General features: G+C 61.8%; 26 protein-coding genes. 17 read left to right on the top strand and 9 right to left on the bottom strand.

The features are described 5' to 3' along the window. Entirely contained in the window at positions 1-867 is an 867-nt protein-coding gene (locus ACP15O_RS05225) for a helix-turn-helix transcriptional regulator (RefSeq protein WP_425094989.1), read from the top strand. Between the two features lie 570 nt (positions 868-1437). On the opposite strand, the gene carB is transcribed toward ACP15O_RS05225, so the two are convergent. Further along, entirely contained in the window at positions 1438-4767 is a 3330-nt protein-coding gene (gene carB / locus ACP15O_RS05220) for a carbamoyl-phosphate synthase large subunit (protein WP_425094988.1), read from the bottom strand. 207 nt (positions 4768-4974) lie between these two features. Here carB and ACP15O_RS05215 point away from each other — a divergent pair, with 207 nt between their 5' ends. The 6 genes from ACP15O_RS05215 to ACP15O_RS05190 all read left to right on the top strand — a co-directional run bounded on the left by ACP15O_RS05215 (position 4975) and on the right by ACP15O_RS05190 (position 12257). Then, positions 4975-6093, top strand: coding sequence for an aminodeoxychorismate synthase component I (locus ACP15O_RS05215; protein ID WP_425094987.1), 1119 nt, complete (start codon positions 4975-4977; stop codon positions 6091-6093). Further along, the gene (locus ACP15O_RS05210; RefSeq protein ID WP_425094986.1) at positions 6051-6755 is read left to right on the top strand and encodes an aminotransferase class IV family protein; all 705 of its coding nucleotides are present in this window, start codon (positions 6051-6053) and stop codon (positions 6753-6755) included. The genes ACP15O_RS05215 and ACP15O_RS05210 overlap by 43 nt, the downstream gene beginning before the upstream one ends. 84 nt (positions 6756-6839) lie before the next feature. Next, the gene (gene aspS, locus ACP15O_RS05205) at positions 6840-8690 is read left to right on the top strand and encodes an aspartate--tRNA ligase (RefSeq protein WP_425094985.1); all 1851 of its coding nucleotides are present in this window, start codon (positions 6840-6842) and stop codon (positions 8688-8690) included. Between the two features lie 160 nt (positions 8691-8850). Then, positions 8851-10245, top strand: a complete 1395-nt coding sequence (locus ACP15O_RS05200) for a DUF1800 domain-containing protein (protein ID WP_425094984.1) — start codon at positions 8851-8853, stop codon at positions 10243-10245. A gap of 11 nt (positions 10246-10256) precedes the next feature. Then, the gene (locus ACP15O_RS05195) at positions 10257-11474 is read left to right on the top strand and encodes a DUF1501 domain-containing protein (protein WP_425094983.1); all 1218 of its coding nucleotides are present in this window, start codon (positions 10257-10259) and stop codon (positions 11472-11474) included. Positions 11475-11537: 63 nt separating this feature from the next. Continuing rightward, entirely contained in the window at positions 11538-12257 is a 720-nt protein-coding gene (locus ACP15O_RS05190; protein WP_425094982.1) for a GNAT family N-acetyltransferase, read from the top strand. Here ACP15O_RS05190 and ACP15O_RS05185 read toward each other — a convergent pair. Beyond that, positions 12254-12970 carry a response regulator gene (locus tag ACP15O_RS05185; protein ID WP_425094981.1) on the bottom strand — a complete coding sequence of 239 codons (717 nt, stop codon included), beginning with the start codon at positions 12968-12970 and terminating at the stop codon, positions 12254-12256. The two genes, ACP15O_RS05190 and ACP15O_RS05185, sit on opposite strands and share 4 nt — an antisense overlap. Before the next feature lie 152 nt (positions 12971-13122). Here ACP15O_RS05185 and mce point away from each other — a divergent pair, with 152 nt between their 5' ends. Continuing rightward, on the top strand, positions 13123-13527 hold the full coding sequence (gene mce / locus ACP15O_RS05180; RefSeq protein ID WP_425094980.1) for a methylmalonyl-CoA epimerase: 405 nt from the start codon (positions 13123-13125) through the stop codon (positions 13525-13527). Further along, on the top strand, positions 13527-13799 hold the full coding sequence (locus tag ACP15O_RS05175; protein ID WP_425094979.1) for a DUF1467 family protein: 273 nt from the start codon (positions 13527-13529) through the stop codon (positions 13797-13799). Before mce ends, ACP15O_RS05175 begins: the two co-directional genes overlap by 1 nt. Before the next feature lie 100 nt (positions 13800-13899). Here ACP15O_RS05175 and ACP15O_RS05170 read toward each other — a convergent pair whose 3' ends face one another. From ACP15O_RS05170 to ACP15O_RS05160, 3 genes are all read right to left on the bottom strand, one after another. Further along, the gene (locus tag ACP15O_RS05170) at positions 13900-14613 is read right to left on the bottom strand and encodes an EI24 domain-containing protein (RefSeq protein WP_425095474.1); all 714 of its coding nucleotides are present in this window, start codon (positions 14611-14613) and stop codon (positions 13900-13902) included. Then, positions 14610-15185, bottom strand: a complete 576-nt coding sequence (locus ACP15O_RS05165) for a nitroreductase family protein (RefSeq protein WP_425094978.1) — start codon at positions 15183-15185, stop codon at positions 14610-14612. Before ACP15O_RS05165 ends, ACP15O_RS05170 begins: the two co-directional genes overlap by 4 nt. Positions 15186-15246: 61 nt before the next feature. Further along, positions 15247-16353 carry a class II histone deacetylase gene (locus ACP15O_RS05160; protein WP_425094977.1) on the bottom strand — a complete coding sequence of 369 codons (1107 nt, stop codon included), beginning with the start codon at positions 16351-16353 and terminating at the stop codon, positions 15247-15249. Between the two features lie 81 nt (positions 16354-16434). Between ACP15O_RS05160 and ACP15O_RS05155 the strand changes: the two genes are divergently transcribed. Then, positions 16435-16683: a DUF167 domain-containing protein gene (locus ACP15O_RS05155; protein ID WP_425094976.1), complete on the top strand. Its 249-nt coding sequence runs from the start codon at positions 16435-16437 to the stop codon at positions 16681-16683. Here the strand turns inward: ACP15O_RS05155 and ACP15O_RS05150 are convergent. Then, on the bottom strand, positions 16680-16922 hold the full coding sequence (locus ACP15O_RS05150; RefSeq protein WP_425094975.1) for a hypothetical protein: 243 nt from the start codon (positions 16920-16922) through the stop codon (positions 16680-16682). The genes ACP15O_RS05155 and ACP15O_RS05150 overlap by 4 nt on opposite strands. A gap of 97 nt (positions 16923-17019) precedes the next feature. Between ACP15O_RS05150 and ACP15O_RS05145 the strand changes: the two genes are divergently transcribed. The 5 genes from ACP15O_RS05145 (at position 17020) to ACP15O_RS05125 (ending at position 19012) form a co-directional block, all read left to right on the top strand. Continuing rightward, positions 17020-17697 (top strand): M48 family metalloprotease, encoded by a 678-nt coding sequence (locus tag ACP15O_RS05145; protein WP_425094974.1) that lies wholly within the window; start codon positions 17020-17022, stop codon positions 17695-17697. Positions 17698-17700: 3 nt separating this feature from the next. Then, positions 17701-18054 carry a YigZ family protein gene (locus tag ACP15O_RS05140; protein WP_425094973.1) on the top strand — a complete coding sequence of 118 codons (354 nt, stop codon included), beginning with the start codon at positions 17701-17703 and terminating at the stop codon, positions 18052-18054. 150 nt (positions 18055-18204) lie between these two features. Beyond that, a complete protein-coding gene (locus ACP15O_RS05135) occupies positions 18205-18474 on the top strand; it encodes a DUF6455 family protein (RefSeq protein WP_425094972.1) in 270 nt (89 codons plus the stop codon). Position 18475: 1 nt separating this feature from the next. After that, positions 18476-18739 (top strand): DUF6455 family protein, encoded by a 264-nt coding sequence (locus ACP15O_RS05130; RefSeq protein WP_425094971.1) that lies wholly within the window; start codon positions 18476-18478, stop codon positions 18737-18739. Positions 18740-18757: 18 nt separating this feature from the next. Then, positions 18758-19012: a DUF6455 family protein gene (locus ACP15O_RS05125; protein WP_425094970.1), complete on the top strand. Its 255-nt coding sequence runs from the start codon at positions 18758-18760 to the stop codon at positions 19010-19012. Positions 19013-19032: 20 nt separating this feature from the next. On the opposite strand, the gene ACP15O_RS05120 is transcribed toward ACP15O_RS05125, so the two are convergent. Then, positions 19033-19521 (bottom strand): DUF4405 domain-containing protein, encoded by a 489-nt coding sequence (locus ACP15O_RS05120; protein WP_425094969.1) that lies wholly within the window; start codon positions 19519-19521, stop codon positions 19033-19035. 326 nt (positions 19522-19847) lie between these two features. Between ACP15O_RS05120 and ACP15O_RS05115 the strand changes: the two genes are divergently transcribed. Continuing rightward, positions 19848-20462: a hypothetical protein gene (locus ACP15O_RS05115; protein ID WP_425094968.1), complete on the top strand. Its 615-nt coding sequence runs from the start codon at positions 19848-19850 to the stop codon at positions 20460-20462. 2 nt (positions 20463-20464) lie between these two features. Here ACP15O_RS05115 and rimO read toward each other — a convergent pair whose 3' ends face one another. Further along, the gene (rimO, locus tag ACP15O_RS05110; RefSeq protein ID WP_425094967.1) at positions 20465-21838 is read right to left on the bottom strand and encodes a 30S ribosomal protein S12 methylthiotransferase RimO; all 1374 of its coding nucleotides are present in this window, start codon (positions 21836-21838) and stop codon (positions 20465-20467) included. A 175-nt stretch (positions 21839-22013) separates the two neighbouring features. On the opposite strand from rimO, the gene ACP15O_RS05105 reads away from it, so the two are divergent. Then, on the top strand, positions 22014-23924 hold the full coding sequence (locus ACP15O_RS05105) for an AsmA family protein (protein ID WP_425094966.1): 1911 nt from the start codon (positions 22014-22016) through the stop codon (positions 23922-23924). Here ACP15O_RS05105 and ACP15O_RS05100 read toward each other — a convergent pair whose 3' ends face one another. After that, a complete protein-coding gene (locus tag ACP15O_RS05100) occupies positions 23925-24392 on the bottom strand; it encodes a transglycosylase SLT domain-containing protein (RefSeq protein ID WP_425094965.1) in 468 nt (155 codons plus the stop codon). Between the last annotated feature and the right edge of the window lie 37 nt (positions 24393-24429).

Below are 24429 nucleotides of genomic sequence, written 5' to 3'. Positions count from 1 at the left end.
ATGGCCTCTGAACCGTCTCTCCGGACGCTTCAGGAGGCCGAGCGATTCACGCCGCCGCTGCTCTATCAATTCCTGTCGGATCTGGAGACCACAACCCAATCGCTGCAAGTCTGGCAATTGCTGGTGTCCCTGGGCAAATCCGTCGGGTTGCCTTTCATAGATTTCATCGCCGCCAGCAGCTATGCCGAATGGCGCCGGACGCTGTTCATCCGCACCTCTTATGATTCCAGCTGGCTGAGTGAGGTGAACAAAGACCCCGAGGTGCAGAAATGGTCTACGTTTCGCTGCCATGCGATGCACCATCTGACGCCGATCATGATGGGGCTGGAGTTCGCGCAGGATTATGATCAGGTCGCGCCCAAACGTCTGCAAGTGCTGGAAATGGCGGCCGCGCGTGGCATCCGGGCCGGTTTCTCGATTCCGTTGCGGATTCACGCGCCGCCTCAGGCGGCTTTGATCAGCTTTTCCGGGGACCATACGAAAGAGGCGATGATTGACCTGCTGGCGCGGCATGGCTGGACGCTGCACGTTGCGGCAATGGCCGCCCATCAGCGGTATATGCTGCATTTTTCCAATGAGTTCTTTGACCGGAACGAGATCACCGCCAAGCAACGTGAGCTGCTGAAAATGGTGGGACAGGGGCTTCAGGATAAACAGATTGCGGCCGATCTGGGTATCTCGGTTTCGGCGTTGCGGCAGCGGATGCATAGCCTCATGGTGAAGGCCGATCTGGGCAACCGGGCCGAGATCGCAGCCCTGGCAATGTGCACCGGCCTGCTGCCCGATCCGCAATTCACGGTGGGTAGCCTCGATATTCTGGTGGAAATGGACGACACGGGCATTCGGACGCGGGGCCAGAAAGAATAAGGGTCTTCCAGTTGCCTGGAAGACCCGAACCTATCAAAAGGTTTTATGAAATTCCCCACCCTCGAATACGGGACACGAGGGTAGATTTTTCAAACAAATGAGCCGGTTGTCCGCCAGTTGGGGGTGGCGTTCCACCCAGGCTCATACCCTAAAGTATAGGGTGCTTATGCCCTATTTGTCGTGACAAAACAGTGACGTATTGACGATTTCGCCCTGCAAATTCTTACAGTCTGGGGTCTACGTGGCTGGGGTACGGGGTTAAGTATTTGTAATTTTTAAGAAAACTTTCTGGCCGCTCTGGTTTTTGCGCCTTGCTGCGGTGCAGAAAAATCAGGCAATTCAGAATTTGCACCGGCAGTTTAGAAACCTATACGGGCAAGTACTGTATTCCCAAAATACCTATAGGGGAAAGATAAGTAGAATCACTTAGTCAGCATCCTTACGCAAACTTTCCGCAATTGCACCAAATGATTCGCTGAGTCTGCTTTCACATTCCCAAAAAGAAACCGAGACAGCGGGCTGCCTCGGTTTTGATGTTCTTCGGTCTGGATACGGGCGGGGCCGTGTGGATTAGCCCTGAAGCGCCTTCACTCCGAAATCGCCTTCGGCGCGGGCCTTCATCGCCTGTGCGGCGGCGCTGGCCCCCGCGGCGGTGGTGAAATAGGGGATCTTGTCATACAGCGCGACCGAGCGGATTTCGCGGCTGTCAGACACCGATTGCGCGCCCTCGGTGGTGTTCAGAACCAGCGTGATTTCGCCGTCCTTCAGCATGTCTACGATGTTCGGGCGGCCTTCGTAGACCTTGTTCACGACGGCGCAGTCAGCCCCGTTTTCCTTCAGCCAACCCGCAGTGCCGCGCGTGGCAACCAGGCCAAAGCCCAGATCCAGCAGGGTTTTCGCGGCATCCGCCATCAGCTCGGTTTTGTCCTCATCCTTGATCGAGATGAACACCTTGCCCGAGGTCGGCAGATCGGTGCCCGCGCCCAGCTGCGCCTTCAGGAAGGCCAGCGGGAAGGAGGTATCCCAGCCCATGACCTCGCCGGTGGAGCGCATTTCCGGCCCCAGGATCGTATCCACACCGGGGAAGCGGGCAAAGGGCAGCACGGCCTCTTTGACGCTGAACCAGGGCATGTCGGGATCGGCCAGGGTCATCGGATCGGCCATCGGCAGGCTGCCGGGGGTCGCGCCCTTTGGGTATGCGCCGCGGAAGGGGAAATTCTCCATCGGTTCGCCCGCCATCAGGCGCGCCGCGATCGAGGCAATGGCGCTGTCGGTCGCTTTGGCGACGAAGGGCACGGTCCGGCTGGCACGGGGGTTTACCTCGATCAGGTAAATCTCGCCGTCTTTCACCGCGAACTGCACGTTCATCAGGCCAACCACGTTCAGGGCCAGGGCCAGCTCGACGGTCTGGCGTTTGATTTCGGCGATGATGTCGGCGGGCAGGCTGTAGGGGGGCAGCGAACAGGCGCTATCGCCCGAGTGCACGCCGGCCTCTTCGATGTGCTGCATGATGCCGGTCACATGCACGGTTTTGCCGTCCGACAACGCGTCCACGTCACATTCGATGGCGCCCGACAGATAGCTGTCCAGCAGGACGGGGCTGTCGCCCGATACCACCACAGCCTCGGCGATATAGCGTTCCAGCTGGGCCATGTCGCGGACGATCTCCATCGCGCGGCCACCCAGCACGTAGGACGGGCGGATCACCAGCGGAAAGCCGATTTCCTCGGCGATGGCCAGGGCTTGCGCGTCCGTGCTGGCGATGCCGTTCTTGGGCTGTTTCAGCTCCAGCTTGTTGACCAGCTGCTGGAACCGCTCGCGGTCCTCGGCCAGGTCAATCGCGTCGGGGCTGGTGCCCAGGATCGGGATGCCCTCTTCGAACAGGGCGTTGGCCAGTTTCAGCGGGGTCTGACCGCCGAATTGCACGATCACGCCGTGCAGCGTGCCGTTTTCCTGCTCGACCCGCAGGATTTCCATCACGTTTTCAAAGGTCAGCGGCTCGAAATACAGACGGTCCGAAGTGTCATAGTCGGTGGACACGGTTTCGGGGTTACAGTTGACCATGATGGTCTCATAGCCCGCATCCGTCAGCGCGAAACAGGCGTGGCAGCAGCAATAATCGAACTCGATCCCCTGGCCGATCCGGTTCGGGCCGCCGCCCAGAATGACAACTTTTTTACGATCCGAGGGACGGGCCTCGCATTCCACTTCGCCCATCATCGGGGCTTCGTAGGTGGAGTACATATAGGGCGTCTGCGCCTCGAACTCGGCCGCGCAGGTGTCGATGCGTTTGAACACGGCCTTCACGCCCAGATTCTGACGGGCGCGGCGCACGTTGGCCTCGGTCCGGCCGGTCAGGGTGGCCAGACGGGCGTCAGTAAAGCCCATCATCTTCAGCTTGCGCAGGCCCTCTTCGGTGACGGGCAGGCCGTCTTTGCGAACCTCGTCCTCGGCCTCGATGATCTCGCGGATACGGGCCAGGAACCACGGGTCGAACATGGTGGTGGCGTGGATTTCAGCGTCGGTCAGCCCGTGGCGCATGGCCTGGGCAATGGTGCGCATCCGGTCGGGCGTCTGCTTGGAGATCGCCTTGATCACGGCGGCCTTGTCGGGGGCGCCTTCGATGTCCACCTCGTCAAAGCCGGTCAGGCCCGATTCCATCGAGGCCAGCGCCTTTTGCAGCGATTCGTGGATGGTGCGGCCGATGGCCATGGCCTCGCCCACCGATTTCATCGCGGTGGTCAGGTAGGGTTCCGAGCCGGGGAATTTTTCAAACGCGAATTTCGGGATCTTGGTGACGACATAGTCGATGGTCGGCTCAAAGCTGGCCGGGGTGACCTTGGTGATGTCGTTGTCCAGCTCGTCCAGGGTATAGCCCACGGCCAGTTTCGCGGCGATTTTCGCAATCGGGAAACCGGTGGCCTTGGACGCCAGCGCGGACGAGCGCGACACGCGCGGGTTCATTTCGATCACAACCATACGGCCATCGGCCGGGTTCACGGCCCATTGCACGTTCGAGCCGCCGGTTTCCACGCCGATTTCACGCAGAACGGCGATCGAGGCCGTCCGCATCATCTGATATTCCTTATCCGTCAGCGTCAGCGCGGGGGCCACGGTGATGGAATCGCCGGTGTGCACGCCCATCGGATCGACGTTTTCAATCGAACAGACGATAATCGCGTTGTCGGCGCGGTCGCGGACGACCTCCATTTCGTATTCTTTCCAGCCCAGCAGCGATTCATCCACCAGGATCTGGTTCACCGGGCTGGCATCCATGCCGGTGCGGCAGAAATGGATGTAATCCTCGCGGTTATAGGCCACGCCGCCGCCGGTGCCGCCCAGGGTAAAGGCGGGGCGGATGATCGCGGGCAGGCCGATTTCCTCCAGCTCGTCCAAGGCCATCTGAACGCCGGCTTCCAGATCGGCGTCGCCATTATCCTTTTTCGGAGCGGTGACGATGGTCGCCTTGGGGTTTTCCAGGCCGATGCGGTCCATCGCCTCGCGGAACAGTTTGCGGTCCTCGGCCATTTCGATGGCGTCGCGTTTCGCGCCGATCATTTCCACGCCGAATTTTTCCAGCACGCCCATTTCCTCCAGCGCCAGGCTGGTGTTCAGCCCGGTCTGGCCGCCCATCGTGGGCAGCAGCGCGTCGGGGCGCTCTTTTTCGATGATCTTGGCGACGACCTCGGGGGTGATCGGCTCGATATAGGTGGCATCCGCCAGGCCCGGATCGGTCATGATGGTGGCCGGGTTCGAGTTCACCAGGATCACGCGGTAGCCCTCTTCGCGCAGCGCCTTACAGGCCTGGGCACCCGAATAGTCGAATTCACACGCCTGACCGATCACAATCGGCCCCGCACCAATGATCATGATCGAGGAGATGTCTGTTCTTTTGGGCATGGCGGACCTCTAAGCTCTGGCGGTTGGGCAGCAGGGCACGGGGATGAGACTCACCCCCGCGCAAATTGTCGTGGGTTATAGCTAAGGAATGGCAAGGCGCAAGAGGGATCGGAAAACATCTTTGATCTGTCGGCTCTGGACTGTACGCCGCGCGCCGATGCGCTATAGCTGTCCATGGGGAGGGCACATCACGTGTGGTGAAAGGCCTTGCGACTGAGATTTGACACCGGCCCGGCCGGTTTGCCCGCTGAATTCGCCGATCCGCTGGATCAGATCGTGGCCTGGGATGCGGCCGACGTGCCAGCGGCGCTGGCCCGTTTGGACAAGGCGCGCGCCGATGGGCTGTGGCTGGCCGGATATGCCAGTTACGAGCTGGGCTATGCGCTAGAGCCGCGCCTGCTGCCCTTGATGCCCCAGGGGCGCAGATTGCCCCTGCTGCGGTTCGGATGTTACGCAGGGTCCGGCACCTCAGCACCAGTACAGCCAGATGGCGCGTTGCGCGGGCTGCAACCGCGCTGGGATGCGGGCCGCTATGCGCAGGCATTTCAGGCTGTGCACGACTATATCGGTGCGGGGGATATCTATCAGGCGAACCTGACCTTTCCAATTGAGGCACAGGCCCAGGGAACGGCGAGCGGGCTTTATGCCGCTTTGGCCGCGCGGCAATCCGTGGGGCATGGGGTGCTTGTGGAACAGCAGGGCGGCCCCGCGTTGCTGTCGCGCTCGCCCGAGCTGTTTTTCCGCACGGACGCTGCGGGCCGTATCCAGACCCGCCCGATGAAGGGCACCTTGCCCCGTCTGGACGATCCCGCGCAGGATGCCGCCCAACGCGCGGCCCTGGCGGCGGATGAAAAGAACCAGGCCGAGAACCTGATGATCGTGGATCTGCTGCGCAACGATATTAGCCGGATTTGTCAGATCGGCTCGGTCCGGGTACCCGATCTGTTCACGGTGGAAACCTATGCGACGGTGCATCAGATGGTCTCGACCGTCGAAGGCCAGTTGCTGCCGGGCACCGGGCTGTCGGATATTCTGCGGGCGCTTTATCCTTGTGGCTCGATCACCGGGGCGCCGAAACTGCGCGCGATGCAGATCATCCGCGAATTGGAACCCTGGCCGCGCGAGGCCTATTGCGGCACCATCGGCTGGGCCGCCCCCGACGGACGCGCCGAGTTCAACGTAGCGATCCGCACGGTGATGCTGGAGGGCGCGCGCGCCACGCTGAATGTGGGCGGCGGACTGGTCTGGGACAGCACCGCCGACGCGGAATACGAGGAGGCCCTATGGAAAGCCCGCTATGCGATGTTCCAGCCGGAACCCGCCTGATCGAAACTTTTGGCTATGTGCCCGGCCCAAATTCCGGCCACAATTCCGGACATAATTTCGGCCAGGGGATCGCGCGGCGGGATTTGCATTTGGCGCGGCTGATGCAATCGGCGCGGGCTTTGGGCTTTGCGCATGATCAATCCGCGGTTTTGGCCGTTTTCGAGCGGATCACGGGACCAGAGCCGCTGCGCTGTCGGGTGACGCTGGCGCAGGACGGCAGCCTGCAACTTGAGACCGCCGCAATGCCCGCGCCGGTGGCCGAAATACGGTTTGTCATCGCCGAGCAACGGCTGGAGTCCGCCAACCCGCTGCTGCGCCACAAGACCACGCAACGCGATACCTATGATCAGGCCCGCGCCGCGCTGCCGAAGGGGGTGGAGGAGGCCATACTGCTGAACGAACGCGATGAGGTCTGCGAGGGCACGATCACCAATATCAGCGTCACCACCCCCGATGGCGCGCGTCTGACGCCGCCGCTGGCCTCGGGCTGTCTGGCTGGTGTCTATCGGCAAAGCCTGCTGCAAAGCGGCACCATCCAAGAGGCCGTCCTGACCCTGAACGACCTGCGCGCCGCCCGCACGATCACCCTGATGAATTCCCTGCGCGGCCAGATGCGGGCCGTTTGGGCGCCTCAATGCGCTCAATTCACCCGCATTGCTTGACAAGAGCGCCGCAACCTTGTGTATCGGCCCGGACGAATTGAGCGCACATCATTGCGCCGCCGATGCCTGATGAAAGGTCACAAAATGCACGCATATCGCAGCCATACCTGCGCCGAGCTGAACAAATCCAACGTGGGCGATGCCGTCCGCCTGTCGGGCTGGGTCCATCGGGTCCGCGATCACGGCGGTATCCTTTTCATCGACCTGCGCGACCATTACGGCGTAACGCAGGTTCTGTGCGATCCCGACAGCCCGGTGTTCGCCGAGGTGGAAAAGGTGCGCAGCGAATGGTGTATCCGCATTGATGGCAACGTCAAAGCGCGTGACCCCGAGCTGGTGAACCCCAAGCTGCCCACCGGCGAGGTCGAGGTGTTCGTGCGCGACATCGAGGTTCTGGGCGCCGCGCAGGAACTGCCGCTGATGGTGTTCGGCGATCAGGAATACCCCGAGGAAACCCGCCTGAAATACCGCTATCTGGATCTGCGCCGCGAGGTGATGCAGAACAACATGACCCTGCGCTCGGACGTTGTGGCCTCGATGCGGCGGCGGATGTGGGATCAGAATTTCCGCGAATACCAGACGCCGATCATCACCGCGTCCTCGCCCGAAGGCGCGCGCGACTTCCTGGTGCCCTCGCGTCTGCATCCGGGTAAATTCTATGCTCTGCCCCAGGCTCCGCAGCAGTTCAAACAGCTGATCATGATGTCGGGCTATGACAAGTATTTCCAGATCGCGCCCTGTTTCCGCGACGAAGACCCGCGCGCCGACCGCTCGCCCACCGATTTCTACCAGCTGGACCTGGAGATGTCGTTCGTGGAACAGCAGGACGTGTTCGACACCATTCAGCCCGTGCTGACCGGCATCTTTGAAGAATTCGGTGGTGGCCGGAAGGTCGATCAGGACTGGCCGCAAATCTCTTATAAGGACGCGGCCAAATGGTACGGCACGGACAAACCCGACCTGCGCAACCCGATCAAGATGCAGGATGTCTCTGAACATTTCCGCGGCTCGGGCTTTGCGATCTTTGCCAACCTGCTGGAAAACGAAGGCACCGAGGTGCGCGCCATCCCCGCCCCCACTGGCGGCGGCCGTAAATTCTGTGACCGGATGAACAAATTCGCCCAGGGCGAAGGGCTGCCCGGCATGGGCTATATCTTCTGGCGCGAGAAAACCGCCGATGCGGTCGCGCAGGAGCTGGGGATCACCGTGAAAGAAGCCCAGGCCAAGCTGAAATCCGGCGAGGTCGAGGGCGGCATGGAAGCCGCCGGTCCGCTGGCCAAGAACATCGGCCCTGAGCGCACCGAGGCGATCCGCCAACAGCTGGGCCTGAACATCGGCGACGCGGCGTTCTTCCTGGGCGGTAAGCCCAAGGCGTTCGAAAAGGTCGCCGGCAAGGCGCGCGACGTGATCGGCGAGGAACTGGGCCTGACTGACAAGGACCGCTTTGCCTTTGCCTGGATCGTGGACTTCCCGATCTATGAACAAGACGAAGAGTCGGGCGCGATCGATTTCGAACACAACCCGTTCTCGATGCCGCAGGGCGGGCTGGACGCGCTGAACGGCAATCCGCTGGACGTTCTGGGCTATCAGTATGACCTGGCCTGTAACGGCTATGAACTGGTGTCCGGCGCGATCCGGAACCACAAACCGGACGTGATGCTGAAGGCGTTTGAAATCGCGGGCTATGACGAAACCGAGGTCAAAAGCCGCTTTGGCGCGCTCTATCAGGCGTTCCAATACGGTGCCCCGCCGCACGGGGGTTGCGCCGCCGGGATCGACCGGATCGTGATGCTGCTGGCGGATACGGCCAACATCCGCGAGGTCATCATGTTCCCGATGAACCAACGCGCCGAGGATCTGATGATGCAGGCCCCGTCCGAGCCCAGCTCGGATCAGCTGATGGAGCTGTCTTTGCGGGTGATTCCGCAAGAGTGACCTGGCCTGACACTGTTTTTAAGGCGCCCGAGGGGAACCTCGGGCGTTTTTGCGTTAAATCGTCGGCAAGCTTTCGCAAAGCGCACCGTTTGTTGGCGTTCTCCCCCTGAAAAACCGTCGCAAGCGCGCTATCTTCGATAGCACACAGCCCGAGGATGCCATGCTCTTTGATCCGACCCTTGCTGAAATCCGCTTCGGAACCGGCCTGTCGCCGCTCGTACCCGCGCCGCAGTCGGTATCGCAGATGCTGTCCTGGGTGCAGGGGCCTGACCGGGCCGCAGCAGAGTTTCCGATCGAAAGCTTCGATACATTCCGTCTGCGCATGGTAGAGGCGCAGCGCACGGGAAAGGCCTATCGCCGCAACAAAAACGCTCCGAACGCCGAGGAACTGCGCAAGACCTTCAACAAGGTGAAACAGGCGGCACGTCAGCAACAGGCCAATTGGCTGATGCAGACGCTGGCGCGGCGCAGCCATACCCAGGACGGGTTTCGCGAAAGGCTGGCGGCGTTTTGGGCCGATCATTTCACCGTAATCGGCAAGGGCGGGGTGATGAAACGCGTCGCCATGCCCGTGGCCGAGACATTCCTGCGGCCGCATCTGGCGGGGCGGTTTTCGGATCTGCTGGTGGCGGCGGTGACCAATCCGGGCATGGTGAATTATCTGGATCAGCAATACTCGGTCGGGCCGAACGCGCCGGCGCGGGCCAAGATGCCTAAAAATCGTGGGCTGAACGAAAATCTGGCACGCGAAATTCTGGAACTGCACACGCTGGGGGTGGGCGGCCCCTATGGCCAAAAAGACGTCCGCCAGCTGGCCGAGCTGCTGACGGGTCTGGGGATCGACGCGGATGGCGGCATGACATTCCGGCCCAAATGGGCCGAGCCCGGATCTGAAACCGTTCTGGGCCAGACCTATGGCGGAGAAACGGCCGCGCTGGCCGACATCCACGCGGCCTTGCAGGATCTGGCGGCGCATCCGGCGACGGCGCAGCATATCTGCTCTAAGCTGGCCGTGCATTTTCTGGGCGATGCCCCCGATCCGGGGGTGATCCGCGCGATGAAGGCCACATGGATCGACAGCGGCGGGCAACTGCTGCCGGTGTATCGCGCCATGCTGCACCACCCCAGCGCCTGGCAGCCCGAGCGGGTGAATGTGAAACTGCCCTTCGATTTCATGTCATCGGTAATGCGCGCGCTGGCGGTGCGTCCCGATCCGTTTCGCGGGGCCGCGAATGATGTCGAGCAGCGCGTCAAGAAATTCTTCTTGCAGCCTCTGCGCCGGATGGGGCAGCCATGGGAGCGGCCTCAGGGGCCCGATGGCTGGCCCGAAGAGGATGAAACATGGGTGACGCCGCAGGGGCTGGCGACGCGGCTGGAATGGGCGCTTTTTGCCCCGCCCCGGCTGCAAAAGACCCTGCCGGACCCACGGCAGTTCGTGCAGGCGGCCCTGGGCGCAGAAGCCCCTGAACCCGTCCGTTTCGCCGCCCAAGCCGCCGAAAACCGGGCCGAGGGGATCGCGCTTGTGCTGATCTCTCCGGCTTTTCAGCGCCGATAGAGGACTTTCCGATGACAGACTGGACACGCCGAAAACTGCTGACCCGCTCGCTGGCTTTGGGATGCTCGGCGGCGGCCAGCCCGCTGATTACGCCGGTCACGCTGGCCTCGGCTCCGTGGGATAACCGGCTGGTGGTGATTATCCTGCGCGGCGCGATGGACGGGCTGGACGTGGTGCAGCCCTATGGCGATCCGGCCCTGGCAGCCGCACGCGCGACCTTACAAACCGGAGAGAAAGCCGGCGCGCTGGATCTGGACGGGTTTTACGCGCTGCACCCCGCTCTGGCCCCTTTGATGCCCCTGTGGAAGGCCTCGGAGCTGGGCTTTGTGCACGCGGTTTCGACCCCTTATCGCGATAAGCGCAGCCATTTCGACGGTCAGGATCTGCTGGAGGCCGGAACCCCGCAACTGGGGGCCGCCACGGGGCGGGATGGCTGGCTGAACCGGATGTTGCAGACCGTTCCGGGGATGCGGGCCGATCTGGCCTATGCCATCGGACACGAGAATATGCTGCTGCTGGACGGGGCCGCGCCTGTGGCCAACTGGTCACCGGATGTGCGGCTGAGCCTGTCTCCGCAGGGGCGTCGCCTGGCTGAGCTGGTCCTGCATGACGATCCGGCCTTTGCCGACGCTTTTGCCGAGGCGGCGATGTTGCTGGACAGCGGCGATGGCGGGATGCAGGCCATCCCCGGTGACGCGGGGATGGACATGGACGGGCTGGCCCGAAACGGCACGCTGGGCATTCGCAAAGTCGCCGCCTTTGCCGGGGAAAAGCTGCGGGGCGACAGCCGGATTGCCGCGTTCTCGGTCGGGGGGTGGGATACGCATCGGGGGCAGGGGGCGGCCCTGCCTCGGGCGCTAAGACAGCTTTCCGACGCGTTGCTGGTGCTGCGCGGCGCCTTGGGGGATACCTGGGGAAAAACCGCCGTGGTGGCGATGACGGAATTCGGCCGCACCGTCCGTGAAAACGGCACCCGCGGCACGGATCACGGCACCGGCGGCGCGATGCTGCTGGCGGGCGGGGCCATTCGCGGCGGGCGTGTCTATGGCGACTGGCCCGGCCTGCGGCACGAGGATCTGTACAACGGGCGCGATCTGATGCCGACCCGCGATGTGCGCGCCTATGCCGGCTGGATGATGCGCGGGCTGTTCGGGCTGGACACGGGCACGCTTGAAAACACCGTCTTTCCGGGGATGGAGCTGGGCGCGTCCCCGCGCCTGATTCTTTAGGGCTTTTGCCAGACGAAAGGCTGATCTACTGTCGCCCCTGCGACAACGTATGGAGCCTTCGAAATGTCCGATCCGCGCCCTCTGGGCCCGCTTCTTCCTGGCTGGACGCCGCCAGAGCGCCCGGCGATGACCGAACTGGAGGGCACATATGTCCGGCTGGAGCGTCTGGACGCGGACAAACACGCGGCGTTGCTGTTCCGCGCCTATGAGCGGCACGACTGGATCTGGGATTACCTGCCCTGGGGGCCGTTCAGTTCGGCCGCGCAATATCACCGCTGGACCCGCGAGGCCGCCGAGGGGCACGATCCGTATTTCTTTGCCATATATGACAAGCAAACGCGCCGATATGGCGGTGTCGGCAGCTTCATGCGGATCACCCCCGAGGCAGGCGCGATCGAGCTGGGCGGGCTGACATTTGCGCCATGCCTGCAACGCACGCGGGCCTCGACCGAGATGTTCTATCTGACCATGAAATGGGCGTTTGAGGCCGGATACCGCCGGTTCGAATGGAAATGCGATGCGCTGAACTTGCCGTCCCGGTGGGCGGCGCAGCGGTTGGGGCTAAGCTATGAGGGCGTGTTCCGTCAGGCGACTGTGGTCAAGGGGCGCAATCGCGATACGGCCTGGTACGCGGCCATCGACAAGGAATGGCCCGCGCTGTCCGAGGCGTTTCGGGTCTGGCTGTCCCCTGCGAATTTCACCGCAGAGGGCACCCAGAAAGAGCGGCTTTCGGATTTGACGAAACTGGCCGGCGTGGCACCGGACCCTGCGCTGGCCCCCTAAACGGGGACGGCGGCGGACAGACGCTCTTGTACCAGACCGGCCAGACGGGCCACGTCTGAGCGGCACGAGCGGCCCTGCATCCGCGCGATCGTCAGCGCCTCTCCGGCTGTTACCAATGGCGCATCCGCCGCGCTGCGGGCAATGCCGGTGATGAACTGCGCCACGTAATCCAGCACTTTTTCGTCCGATCCGTCGCACAGCAGCTCGGCCGCGTGGGCCAGATCATCGCGATAGGCCAGCGTATCGGGCGAGACCAATTCCTCGTTCACGACGCGCGGGCCCATGGGGCGTTGATCTTCGGGCAGATGAGACAGGATCAGTTCTTGGAATTGCGATAGCGAATGGGCGGGTTTGGGCAGAAACCCATCCGCCCCGGCCTGCGTGCACAGATCATGGGCCAGGTCATCGCCGCTGGTGCCCAGAATGACGGGGATGCGCGGGCGCATCTGATGCGCGGCCTCGATCAGCTGCGTGCCGTCCCCGTCCGGCAGGCCCAGATCCACGATCAGCACGGTGGGGCGGTAGACTTGCAAATGGCGCTGCGCAGCGGACAGGCTGTCCGCCCGCCGGATCCGCGCCCCAGAGCGCACGCAGAGCAGGCGCATCGCCTCGCAGGCAAAGCGGCTATCCTCGACCACCAGAATCGTTACCCCCAGCAAGGGCCGGGCGGGCGTCGGGAAACGGTTGATTTGGAATAGCTCACGGTCGTCCATTCTGGCATCCTCTTGTGGGTCATGCGACTCACCATGGCGCAGGGTTGGTGAATCCTGCGTTAACGCGCCCGGCGGATGCGACCCCCCGCCGCTTGCGCTATGGGTTCCGGCCCGCCATAACTGCGCGCAGCTTTATTCCAGAGGAGACCCCCATGATTGGCCGCCTGAATCACGTTGCAATCGCTGTTCCCGACCTCGAGGCAGCATCCGAACAATACCGCACCGCGCTGGGTGCCAAGGTGAACCCGCCTCAGGACGAACCCGATCATGGTGTGACCGTGGTCTTTATCGAACTGCCCAACACCAAGATCGAGCTGCTGTACCCGCTGGGGGAAAACTCGCCTATCACCGGGTTTTTGGAAAAGAACCCCTCGGGCGGCATCCACCATGTCTGCTATGAGGTCGATGACATCCTTGCCGCGCGTGACCAGCTGAAGGCCGCCGGACTGCGCGTTCTGGGCAACGGCGAGCCCAAGATCGGCGCCCACGGTAAGCCCGTGCTGTTCCTGCACCCCAAAGATATGAACGGCACCCTGACCGAGCTGGAGCAAGTCTGATGTCCATCACCTCGGCCATCGTTCTGTATGCGGTGATCTGGTTCATGAGCTTTCTCATCGCGATCCCGATCCGTCTGCAGACGCAAGGGGACGTTGGCAAGGTCGTGCCGGGCACTCATGCCGGTGCCCCCGAGCATCATCAGCTGAAGAAGAAGGCGATCATCACCACGATTGTCGCCGCCGTCCTGTGGTGCATCATCACGGCGATCATCCTGTCGGGCTGGATCACTGTGCGGGATCTGGATTGGTTCAACCGGATGAACCCGGCCTGATACGCGCCAGAGCGGCGTATTTTCTGCCCCCGCCACTGTGTGTTCCTGTGGCGGGGGTTTTCTGTTCTGTGGGATCCGCCTGGCCGGATCTGTCCGGGCATTACCGGAATGTCTGACGCTGGCTGCCCGTGACTGCGTGGAAAATATGGGTAAACGTGGCTGCTCCTAAAATCGGGATGACCAGATTCAGCAAAGGCAAGGACAGCGGCATCGCCATCAGCGTGCCGGCCAGCCAGATTGTGCCTCGGTGCTGTTTGCGCAGGTCTTTGGCGCCCTGACGGCCCACGCGGCGAATGGCGGCCAGGGTGAAATACTCCATCCCCAGCAGGAACCCGTTCAGCCCCCAGAAAATGAACAGCGAAAACGGCGTAAACACCGGGATGATATAGAGGATCAGCGCAATCGTGTTGGCCGCGATCAGAAGGCCCAGAAAATTCACCGTGTCCTTCAATGCTTCGCCAAAGGGGACTTTGGTGGCGGGGGGCAGATGGGGGTAGTGCCTGTCCTCGACGGCCTGGGCAACCTCGTCCAGAAACATCGAGGTAATGGCCGAAGCCACGGGCACCATCAGAAACACCGACAGGATCAGCATCAAAAACAGGCTGGACCAGCCCAGCAGATCATCCAGCCAGGTGACCTCTCCGATAATAGGCAGCGTGGCGGTGTCCCCGGTGGACCATTGCAAGAACCACAGGAACGCGGCGTAGACGGCGATCAGCAGGGCAAAGGTCAGGCCGACCCCCAGAAACAGCACCTTGCGGAAGCGGCGGTCTCCGATTTGGCCAAGGGTGCGCGCAAAAGCGCCAAGGATCATTCCGATTGCCATGTGACGATGCTTTCCAGATCGGGACGGGGGCGTTCGGGCGGGGCCATTTTTTCGGTGCCGATATGGATGAAACCCGCGACACGTTCGTTTTCGGACAGGCCCAGACCCTGGGCCATGAAGGTGCGGTCATGGCTAGGCCAGCCGCTTAGCCAGTTCGCCCCCCACCCCGAGGCCAGCGCCGCATTCAGCAGCGCCAGACAGGCCGCCCCGGCCGAGTAGGTCAGCTCAAGCGGGGGGACTTTATCGCTGTTTTTTTGCACCTCGATCACGGCAATGGCCAGATCGCTGGTGTCGAACTGCATGGGGCCTTTCAGCACCTTGTCCTCGGGCAGGTCCAGCGCGGCGGCGCGGGTGCGGGCCAGATCGCCCAGCCGGCGCAGCGCGCCCTTTTCCAGCACGATAAAGCGCCAGGGCTCCAGCTTGCCATGATCGGGGGTGCGCGCGGCGGCGGTCAGGATCGGCGTCAGCTGATCGCGGGTGGGCACGGGGGCGATCAGGGTTTTCTGGGGACGCGAGCGCCGCGTCAGCAGAAACTCCAGGGCTGCTGTATTCTTTTCCATAATGTCCTTGTTCCTATGCGTTGCGCCTTATTTCGGGGTTTGGCAGCGCGGGTTCAACCCGTCACAGCCCCAATTCCAGCGCCATTTCTGTTATCAACTGGCTGAAGACCGCATTCATACGGTCGCTGGGCTGGCGTTTGGCAACGGTGTCGGCCATCGGATCGGGGGCCGTTTTATCGCTGCCTGACATTTCCTCCAGTACGGCATGGCCGCAGAAGGGAACGTAGGCCTCGGAATAGCCGCCTTCGTGCACCATCACAAGCTTGCTGCCGCACAGAGCCTGTGCAGCGGCCATCACCTGCCGTGTCATCAGCCGGAAGGTTTCCGCTGTACACAGCTGCCGGGCGATCGGATCGAAAATCCCGGCGTCAAAGCCGCAGGCGATGATAATCACATCGGGGCGGAACTGGTGCAGAGCGGGTAGGGTGATGCGCTCCATTGCCTCCAGATAGCCGACATGCCCCACCCCCGAGGGCAGCGGCACGTTGATATTATACCCTTCCCCCGCGCCCGATCCGCGATCCTGCAAGGCGCCGGTGTCCAGCGGATAGTTCCATTCCTGATGCAGGCTGATCGTCAGCACGTCGCTGCGATCATAGAACACGGCCTCGGTGCCGTTGCCATGGTGCACGTCCCAGTCGATGACGGCAAAGCGCCGGGCCAGGCCGGCGGCGCGGGCGGCTTCGATTGCGATGCCGATGTTATTGAGCAGGCAGAACCCGTTGGGCCAATCGGGCAGGCAATGATGCCCCGGCGGGCGCGACAGCGCATAGGCATTCTTCAGATCACCGGTCAGCACATCGGCCAGAGCGCCCTTTGCCAGCCCGGCCGACAGGGCCGCGATTTCGAACCCGCCCCTGGCAAAAGGTGTCCGCAGGCCCAGCTCGCCCCCGCCGGCATCGGACAGTTCCCTGAAGGCCGTCAGATAGGTTTCGGGATGAACGCGGGCCAGATCCTCCCATGTGGCGGCGGGGGCGTGGCGCATCTGCATGTCGCCGATCAGCCCCGAGACCTCGATCAGGTTTTTCAGCCGCCGCTTTGTTTCGGGGTTTTCCGGCAATCCGCCCGCCGCCAGAGGCTGCACGAAATCGCCCAGCGGCAATGTCAGCGCATAGTTGCCGCCCGCGTGCCAGAAACATTTCTCATCCCAATAAAACCCGGTTGCCATGCTGGTCTCCGCTTTTGTTCAGGGGTAACTATTTCCTGCCCGCTATCGGATGTAAATGCGGAGAACTACGGGAAAATCGGGATGCAGACCCTGACACATCTGGCCGCTTCGGGCGCTGAAATCGCAGTGCGGGTGACCCCCAGGGCCGCGCGCAATGCGGTGCTGATAAAAGAGGGCCAGATCCGTATTTACGTGACCACTGTGCCCGAGGGCGGCAAGGCGAATGCCGCCGTTCAGAAACTTCTGGCCAAGGCCTTGGGCGTGGCCAAAACGCGGCTGACCCTGATCCGGGGCGCCAGCAGCCGGGACAAGATATTCCGGCTGGATTAGTCCTTTTTCTCGCGTACGCGCTGATAGACACCCTCGGGCAGGTCCAGCGCGGCCGATAGATCCTTGAGCTGCGCAATCGACAGGGTGATCCGCTCGACCAGCTCGGTGCGCGGGTCCAGCTGTTCAATCACGATACAGTCTTCGAAGGCATTGATCGTCACGTCCTCTTGCAGGTTCGGCGTGCCTTCGTCGATCAGCGTGATGACCGTCGCGTCAAAGTCGTGTTCGATTGAAAACATGGTCTTTGTTCGCCTTTTCGGTTGGGTGGTGGGCTTGTCCCCTGCGTGCCATGGTGGCAGTTTGTCCGGCAGGACAAAAGGCAAAAGGGTGTCGGATATGAAGAAGTTGGTCTTGGTACTGGCCATGGCCCTGGCCGGCTGTATGCAAACCGTGCCAGAGCAGCGCCCTCAGGTGACGGCGCGGGAACAGGCGGAGCTGGACGCGCGGGCCAAATCCGCCGCGACCCGGTTCCAATCGGTGATCAATCGGATCGAGCCCGTGGCCGAGGCCGAATGCAAGCGCCGCACCACGGGTGTGAATTGCGACTACCAGATCGTCGTCGATGACCAGAGCCCCTATGAAAACGCCTTTCAGACCGAGAACAGCCAGGGCCGTCCGATTCTGGCCTTTACGATTCCGCTGCTGATGAACGTGCGCAACAATGACGAACTGGCCCTGATCATGGGCCACGAGGCCGCGCATCACATTCATGGCCATCTGGAGCAGAAACAGGGTAATGCGCTGGCCGGAGCCATCCTGTTCGGGCTGATCGGGGCCGCAGCGGGGGTGGATGCAACCGGGCTGGGCGCAGATATCGGTGGCCGGGCCTATTCCAAAGAATTTGAGCTTCAGGCCGATAAGCTGGGCACAGTGATCACCAAACGTGCAGGCTATGATCCGGTGCGCGGGGCCGAGTATTTTGTCCGCGTGCCCGATCCGGGCAACCGTTTTCTGGGTACTCATCCGCCGAATGCCCAGCGGATCGAGGTGATCAAAACCGCCGCCAGGGGATAAGTCTTGCTGCAATTGGAAAATGTCGTCAGCGACCGCGGGTCGCGCTATGCGGTGTCGGGTGGGGCTGTGGGCTCGGCTGCGGATGTGGCGGCGTTTCTGAAACAGCTTAAACGCGGCAAGCGCTATGCCAAGGCCACGCATAACACCTGGGCGGTGCTGTATTCAGGCGGGGCTCAGGCCAAGAACGACGATGGCGAATCCGGTGCCGGCATGGTGATTTTGCGAATGCTGGAACGCGAGGGGCTGACCGATCATATCGTTGTGGTGACACGCTGGTATGGTGGCAAACATTTAGGCGGGGATCGCTTTCGCCATGTGCAAACCTGCGTTCGGGCCTATCTGGACGCGCTGGATTGACCTGAACCAAGGCCGCCCGCCGCCTCGCCCCCTGGCTTTTGCTCATCGGCTGAAGGGCGCCTAGGGCCTTTGCCGATTGATCCGTATCAAGGCGCGCCCCGCAGCGCGTGTTGTAGTTTCGGCCCTGTTCACACCCCGAAGGAGCCCCGCTTGAAACCGCTTGGCGATCATAAAAAGCACTACTGGCTGGCCAAACGCATGGCCAAAACAACGGGTGCCGATCTGGTGGCGGCGTATCAGGCGGGCGAACTTGGGCAAGAGGAATGGGCACAGATGGTCCACAAATGCCGCGGATGCGACTGGGCCGAGGGCTGCGCGCGCTGGTTACGGAAAACGCCGACGGCGACGGATGTTCCCTCGACCTGTGTCAATTGCGGGCGTTTCACGGATCTGCAAGCCGACACTGACAAGAGGGTTTGAAATGGGCATTTTATTCTCGTTGGGCGATCCGGCCCGGCATTTCTGGCTGACGCGTTCGGTGGCGCGGATAATGGGCGTTAACCTGTCCGAAGCCATGAGCGAAGGCCGCCTGTCCGCGCAGGGCTATGCGCAGATGGTCACGCAGTGCCGCAAATGCCCCCTTGTCTCGCAATGCGAGAGCTGGCTGGCCCATTCGACCTCGGAAATCTCTCAGGCCCCCGAAGGATGCGCGAATGCCGCCATTCTGAATGGGCTGAAACATTAACCTCAAAGGAGACGCCCCATGGGTATTTTTGACAAATTCGGCCGTCGGGCCTCGGTGATGGGTAAAATGGCCGAAACCGTGGGCGTAGACTTCGCTGAGCAGGTGGCGCGAAATCCGGCGATGGCCAGCACATACCGCGAGGCGGTGATGCGCTGTGTGCATTGCACGCATGATGGCGCGTGCAAAAGCTGGATGGCCAAACACCCGCAGGCCGCGCACGCCCCCGATTATTGCCGCAACAAAGACCTGCTGGAGCGCCTGGCCGGCGAATAACCCTGCGGGTTTGCGCCGTTTCAGGCTCCGGTCTGCAAGGACGCGGCCAAAAAGGCCGCCTGCCGGGTATCCCCGAAGGTCAGCTCGGATAGGGTCTGATCCGGGGTTGCCGCGTGGCCGGCATCGTTCAGGCGTTGCAGCAGCGTCGGAACATCGGTGTCCAGTAGGGGCGCGATCTCGTTGAGCGGCGCATTCACGACCATGTCGATGATCGCAAAATCCGGCCGGGCCTGTTGCTGCTGGGAAGCGGGAATAAAGGACGCCGCCAGCAATAGCGCGCAAACCCCCATCACGCCCTTGGCCAGCGGCCGCTTGAAATAAAGCATGAACGCGCGCCAGTTCAGCACCACATGCAGCGCGACGGCACCGATCATCAACCAGCCCAGCCATTCATGCGCCAGTTTGTTGAATTGCGTATCGGCGTGGAAAAACATCAAAAGCCCCGTTACGGCCATGATCAGAAAGCTACCGATGGTCAGGGGGGTGGCGTATTTGCGAAGCGTGGACATGGGGCACCTTTGGCTTGGAACAGGGTGTCTCCCTCGCGGGGGCGGACCGAAGAGGTCGCACTAACCCGGGCGCACTGCCAGGCCTCTTCGATCCACACCCCGCGAGTGGAGACATGGCTAATACGCAGCCCCTTGCAGGTTCCGTCGCAGGTTTTTGCGTTTATTTTTGAGAAAGAGAAAAAGTGGCAGAAACTAGACTTTACCGGCTTTTGTGGTAGAAAGTCTCGTCGTAAGTCCCATATCTACTATCCGCACTGTGTTAGACGTTCTTGTGTTTTCAGAGACTGCATTCCTGAGGTCTGCGCAGTTAAATTCAAAGGTGTGAAATGAATCTTAGCTTTGGAGATTACGTTACTTTTGCAGCACTACTCGCTAGCTTTGGCGGGTTTGGCTGGTATGGTGTGCAATCGGACTTTCGAAGCGAAGCTAACCGGATCATTGGTGAGGTTCATGTCGCTGCAAAGGCAAATGAATATGAGTTCAAGTCTCTGAACACAAAGATCGATACATACAGTGAGAAAACGAGAGCTATTTTGGCAAGTGGCCTAGAGGCGCGGACGAATGAACTGGCACTGGCCTTTCGAGATGTTTGGGGAGACAATGGGGATCTTGTTGTCAATTTGGCGAATGTGCCGGCCAGTAGTAAGCTTTGGACGGAGTTACATTCCTTTTCCAGACAGTATCGTGGCAACTCAACAGTTTATAGTGTCGGGGGAACGTCGGTTTGGACTTTCAGATTGGCTGGAAAAGGAGGCGATGGAAAAAATCTCTCTGTTGCCGCTCATCTTGCTGCAATTTTGGATGGCGATACTAAAGAAACTGCTCCTAATTTACTGGTTCGCTTCGAATACGATCCAAGCTCCCTCAATAGGCAGGACAAAATTGATTACTATCAAAAGAAGTTGAGAGAATATGAGGATGCGATTGCTGCTCTGGAATAACACTAAGGTGATATTGCCAGCTGCCCCCACAGGTCATATTCCCCGGCCTCGTCTACCTCGACCGTGACAATATCCCCGACCGACAGACCGTCGGTGCCTTCGTCGATGAACAGGTTGCCGTCGATTTCCGGTGCGTCGGACTTGGTGCGGCAGGTGGCGATGCCGTCTGCGTCGATGTCATCCACGATCACGTCCATGATCTGGCCCACCTTGGCGGCCAGCCTGGCCTCGGAAATCGCCTGAGCCTTCTGCATGAAACGGTCCCAGCGGTCTTGTTTGATCTCATCGGGGACGTGATCGGGCAGCGCGTTCGAGCGCGCGCCATCCACGTTTTCATATTGAAAACAGCCAACCCGATCCAGCTGGGCCTGGTCCATCCAGTCCAGAAGGGTCTGGAATTCCTCTTCGGTTTCACCGGGATAGCCCACGATAAAGGTAGATCGCAGGGTGATGTCGGGGCAGATGTCGCGCCATTCGGCGATCCTGTCCAGCGTCTTTTCTGCGGCAGCGGGGCGCGCCATGCGTTTCAGCGTGTCGGGATGCGCGTGTTGGAACGGGATGTCCAGATAGGGCAGGATCTTACCCTCGGCCATCAGGGGAATCGCGTCACGCACATGCGGGTAGGGATAGACGTAATGCAGGCGGGTCCAGACGTTCAGTTGGCCCAGCTCTTGGGCCAGTTCCAGAAATGGGAATTTGGCCTGGCGGTCTTTCCAGTCGGTGCCATAGGCGCTGGTGTCCTGGCTGATGACCAGCAGTTCCTTCACGCCGCTTTCGACCAGCTTTTCGGCCTCGCGCAACACGGCCTTCATCGGGCGGCTGGCCAGTTTGCCGCGCATGTCGGGGATGATGCAGAACTTGCAGCTGTGATTGCAGCCCTCGGAAATCTTCAGATAGCTATAATGGCGCGGGGTCAGTTTCACGCCCGATGCAGGCAGCAGGTCGATGAACGGGTCCGGATCGGGCGGCACGGCGCCGTGGACGGCATCCAGCACCTGTTCGTATTGATGCGGGCCGGTGACGGCCAGAACCTTGGGGTGCACGCCGGTGATGTATTCGGGCTCGGCGCCCAAGCAGCCGGTGACGATGACCTTGCCGTTTTCGTTCAGCGCCTCGCCGATGGCCTCCAGGCTTTCGGCCTTGGCGGAGTCCAGAAACCCGCAGGTGTTCACAATCACCGCGTCCGCGCCGGAATAATCGGGGCTGATGCCGTAGCCCTCGGCGCGCAGGCGGGTCAGAATCCGTTCGGAATCCACCAAAGCCTTGGGGCAGCCAAGCGAGACCATACCAATGGTCGGCTGTCCGGCGCGCGGTGTATCCTGGAGACGCGCACGCGGCGCGAGGTCTGGGCGAAGATTTGGCGGATTCTGGGTCATGGGGCCTCATACAGAATGCACAGGCTTTGGGAAAGAGCGTTGCACTGCCCCGTTGTTCCAAACTCGCAAAGAGCCAGCGAAACCCTGCTCTCTGGCGGCTCCCCGTGCCGCTGTCATTGGCACAGCGCCCGGCCTGCCGTAAGCTGCGCTTAACGAAAATGCTGAGGTGGGCAAAATGCGGCTTCTGTTCAAGCTGATCGGTGCGGTGATCGTGATGGTGGTGATCGCGGTGGTGGGGGTGCTGCTGCTGCCGGGGGATCGGATCGCGCAGGTCGCGGCCGATCAGTTGCGCGCACAAACCGGGCGCGAGGTGCGGCTGGAGGGGGACACCACGGTCAGCTATTACCCGGTGCTGGGGGTGTCCACCGGCAAGGTCACGATTGCCAATGCGGACTGGTCCAATGCGGGGCCGATGCTGCGGGCGGACAGCCTGAAGGTAGGCGTGGATTTCATGTCGCTTCTGTCCGGCGCGATCAAGATCACCGGGCTTGAGGCCGTGGCCCCCAGTATCCTGCTGGAACGGGCCGGGGATGGCCGCGTGAACTGGGAACTGGGCGTGGCGGGCGTGGCCCCTTCGGGGCAGCCTCAGGGCAGCGCGAATGCGCTGGCGCTATCGCTGGACAGGGCGCTGATTTCGGGCGGAACCCTGCGTTATGTGGATCATGGGGCGGGCACCGATCTGCGCATCACAGATGTCAGCCTGGATCTGCAATGGCCCGAATATCGCGGGCAGGCGGATTTTTCGGGGGCGCTGACCTATGGCGCTCGTCCGCTTGAGATTTCCGGAAAGGTGGCCGATCTGGCCGGGCTGATCGAGGGCGAGATCACCGGGCTGTCCGCTCGGGTCAGCGGGGCGGGCGGATCGCTGCAATTTGACGGGCGCGTGGGCAGCCAGCCGCAGGCACAGGGGCAATTACGGGCCGATCTGCCCAAAACAGCGACGTTTCTGGCCGCGTTCGGGCTCGGGCCGGTCTCGATCCCGCGGGGGCTGGGGCAGGCGGCACAGCTGAGCACCGATCTGACCTTTACCACCGCCGGGATGCTGTCCTTGCGCGATTTGACCGTGACGCTGGACCAGAACGCTTTGCGCGGGGCGGCCGATCTGAACCTGGCCGCCGAAACGCCCTATCTGACGGCCCGTCTGTCGGCCGGTCAGGTGGATCTGTCGGGGCTTTCCTCGGGGGCAGAGGGCGGCGGCGGGGCTGAGGGCTGGCCCAAAGACACCATCGACGCCTCGGCCCTGGGGCTCTTGGATGCAGAGATCCTGCTGACCGCCGAGGGGCTGAACGCGGGCGGGCTGACCTTTGGCGCGGCAAAAACCCTGACCACGATCACCCGGTCGCGGGCCGTGGTGCAGCTGCAATCGCTGTCCGGCTATGGCGGGCAATTCAGCGGTCAGGTTGTCGCAAATAACCGCTCGGGCCTGTCGGTGGGCGGCGATGTGACCGCCACAGGGGTGCAGATGCAGCCTCTGCTAAGCGATCTGGCCGGGATCACCCGCTTTACCGGACAGGCACAGGCGCAGATGAATTTTCTGGGCGTCGGGCAATCGGTGCACAGTATCATGCAATCGCTGTCCGGCTCGGGCAGCCTGTCCATGGGGCGCGGCACGATTCAGGGCATCGATCTGGATAAGCTGATGCGCCAGGGCCTTACCACGGGCGGTACCACGGTGTTCGACAGCCTGACCGCCAGCTTCACCATGGACAAGGGCAACGCTCAAAACAATGACCTGCTGCTGAAACTGCCCGCCGTGTCGGCCTCGGGCGCGGGGCGGATCGGGCTGGGCACGCGCGACATCGACTATCTGTTCACGCCCAAAGTGGACACGATCAACGCCGGCAAAGGCCTGGCCATCCCGGTGCATATTCGCGGCCCCTGGGCCAATCCACGCATCTGGCCGGACATGGAAAAAGCCATTGACCTGAACTTCAAGGAAGAAAAGGAAAAAGCCCGCAAAGAACTGGAGGACAAGGTTAAGGAAAAACTGGGCGTCGATGACAACCCCGAAGAAAGCGTCGAAGACGCGATCAAACGCAAGCTCGAAGACGAGGCCAGAAAAAAGCTGCGCAAACTGCTGGAATGATCAGCTGCGCAAGCCGGTTTCCTTCAACATCCCGCGCCGCTTGGCCTCGTAATAATAGCCGCGCGCATACCATTGCACCGCGCGCTCTTCGCTGCCATCTGACAGCAGCCAGGCCCCGCGCAGATATTTCACCGCGTATTTCAGGTTCGTCCCGGCATCCAGCAGCCCCGCATCCTCACCGCGATAGCCCATGGTCCGGGCGGTCTGCGGCAGAATCTGCATCAACCCGTAATAAGGCCCATTGCGCGCCTGTGGACGATAGCTGCTCTCGCGTTGCACCACCCGATGCACCAGGGACCGTGGCACCCGATAGTGATCGGCATATTCGTTGATCAAACGCCGCACTTCCGGCGTCTCATTGGGATAAAGCTCCGGCTGCGGACGGGCGCGCTGCTTTTCACGTCGCCGCCCCCCACAGCCCGTCAAAATCAGAGCCACCCCCGAAACCATGAACACACGCCGTTGCATCGAACCTCTTTCGCCCATCTGGCTTCTTTTTGACAAA

The sequence above is a fragment of the Youngimonas ophiurae (nom. illeg.) genome, assembly GCF_049803795.1.
Classification (GTDB): domain Bacteria; phylum Pseudomonadota; class Alphaproteobacteria; order Rhodobacterales; family Rhodobacteraceae; genus Thalassobius.
The sequence above is the reverse complement of the archived record's forward strand: the minus strand, read 5'-3'. Positions and strand labels throughout refer to the sequence as shown.

Coding starts and splice junctions, on each gene's coding strand:
- ACP15O_RS05190 (WP_425094982.1), top strand. CDS start 11,538: ATGTCCGATCCGCGCCCTCTGGGCCCGCTTCTTCCTGGCTGGACGCCG.
- ACP15O_RS05145 (WP_425094974.1), top strand. CDS start 17,020: ATGAAGAAGTTGGTCTTGGTACTGGCCATGGCCCTGGCCGGCTGTATG.
- ACP15O_RS05185 (WP_425094981.1), bottom strand. CDS start 12,970: ATGGACGACCGTGAGCTATTCCAAATCAACCGTTTCCCGACGCCCGCC.
- ACP15O_RS05210 (WP_425094986.1), top strand. CDS start 6,051: ATGGAAAGCCCGCTATGCGATGTTCCAGCCGGAACCCGCCTGATCGAA.
- ACP15O_RS05120 (WP_425094969.1), bottom strand. CDS start 19,521: ATGTCCACGCTTCGCAAATACGCCACCCCCCTGACCATCGGTAGCTTT.
- ACP15O_RS05175 (WP_425094979.1), top strand. CDS start 13,527: ATGTCCATCACCTCGGCCATCGTTCTGTATGCGGTGATCTGGTTCATG.
- ACP15O_RS05105 (WP_425094966.1), top strand. CDS start 22,014: ATGCGGCTTCTGTTCAAGCTGATCGGTGCGGTGATCGTGATGGTGGTG.
- ACP15O_RS05100 (WP_425094965.1), bottom strand. CDS start 24,392: ATGCAACGGCGTGTGTTCATGGTTTCGGGGGTGGCTCTGATTTTGACG.
- ACP15O_RS05150 (WP_425094975.1), bottom strand. CDS start 16,922: ATGTTTTCAATCGAACACGACTTTGACGCGACGGTCATCACGCTGATC.
- rimO (WP_425094967.1), bottom strand. CDS start 21,838: ATGACCCAGAATCCGCCAAATCTTCGCCCAGACCTCGCGCCGCGTGCG.
- ACP15O_RS05170 (WP_425095474.1), bottom strand. CDS start 14,613: ATGATCCTTGGCGCTTTTGCGCGCACCCTTGGCCAAATCGGAGACCGC.
- ACP15O_RS05195 (WP_425094983.1), top strand. CDS start 10,257: ATGACAGACTGGACACGCCGAAAACTGCTGACCCGCTCGCTGGCTTTG.
- ACP15O_RS05225 (WP_425094989.1), top strand. CDS start 1: ATGGCCTCTGAACCGTCTCTCCGGACGCTTCAGGAGGCCGAGCGATTC.
- ACP15O_RS05160 (WP_425094977.1), bottom strand. CDS start 16,353: ATGGCAACCGGGTTTTATTGGGATGAGAAATGTTTCTGGCACGCGGGC.
- ACP15O_RS05155 (WP_425094976.1), top strand. CDS start 16,435: ATGCAGACCCTGACACATCTGGCCGCTTCGGGCGCTGAAATCGCAGTG.
- ACP15O_RS05115 (WP_425094968.1), top strand. CDS start 19,848: ATGAATCTTAGCTTTGGAGATTACGTTACTTTTGCAGCACTACTCGCT.
- carB (WP_425094988.1), bottom strand. CDS start 4,767: ATGCCCAAAAGAACAGACATCTCCTCGATCATGATCATTGGTGCGGGG.
- mce (WP_425094980.1), top strand. CDS start 13,123: ATGATTGGCCGCCTGAATCACGTTGCAATCGCTGTTCCCGACCTCGAG.
- aspS (WP_425094985.1), top strand. CDS start 6,840: ATGCACGCATATCGCAGCCATACCTGCGCCGAGCTGAACAAATCCAAC.
- ACP15O_RS05165 (WP_425094978.1), bottom strand. CDS start 15,185: ATGGAAAAGAATACAGCAGCCCTGGAGTTTCTGCTGACGCGGCGCTCG.
- ACP15O_RS05200 (WP_425094984.1), top strand. CDS start 8,851: ATGCTCTTTGATCCGACCCTTGCTGAAATCCGCTTCGGAACCGGCCTG.
- ACP15O_RS05130 (WP_425094971.1), top strand. CDS start 18,476: ATGGGCATTTTATTCTCGTTGGGCGATCCGGCCCGGCATTTCTGGCTG.
- ACP15O_RS05125 (WP_425094970.1), top strand. CDS start 18,758: ATGGGTATTTTTGACAAATTCGGCCGTCGGGCCTCGGTGATGGGTAAA.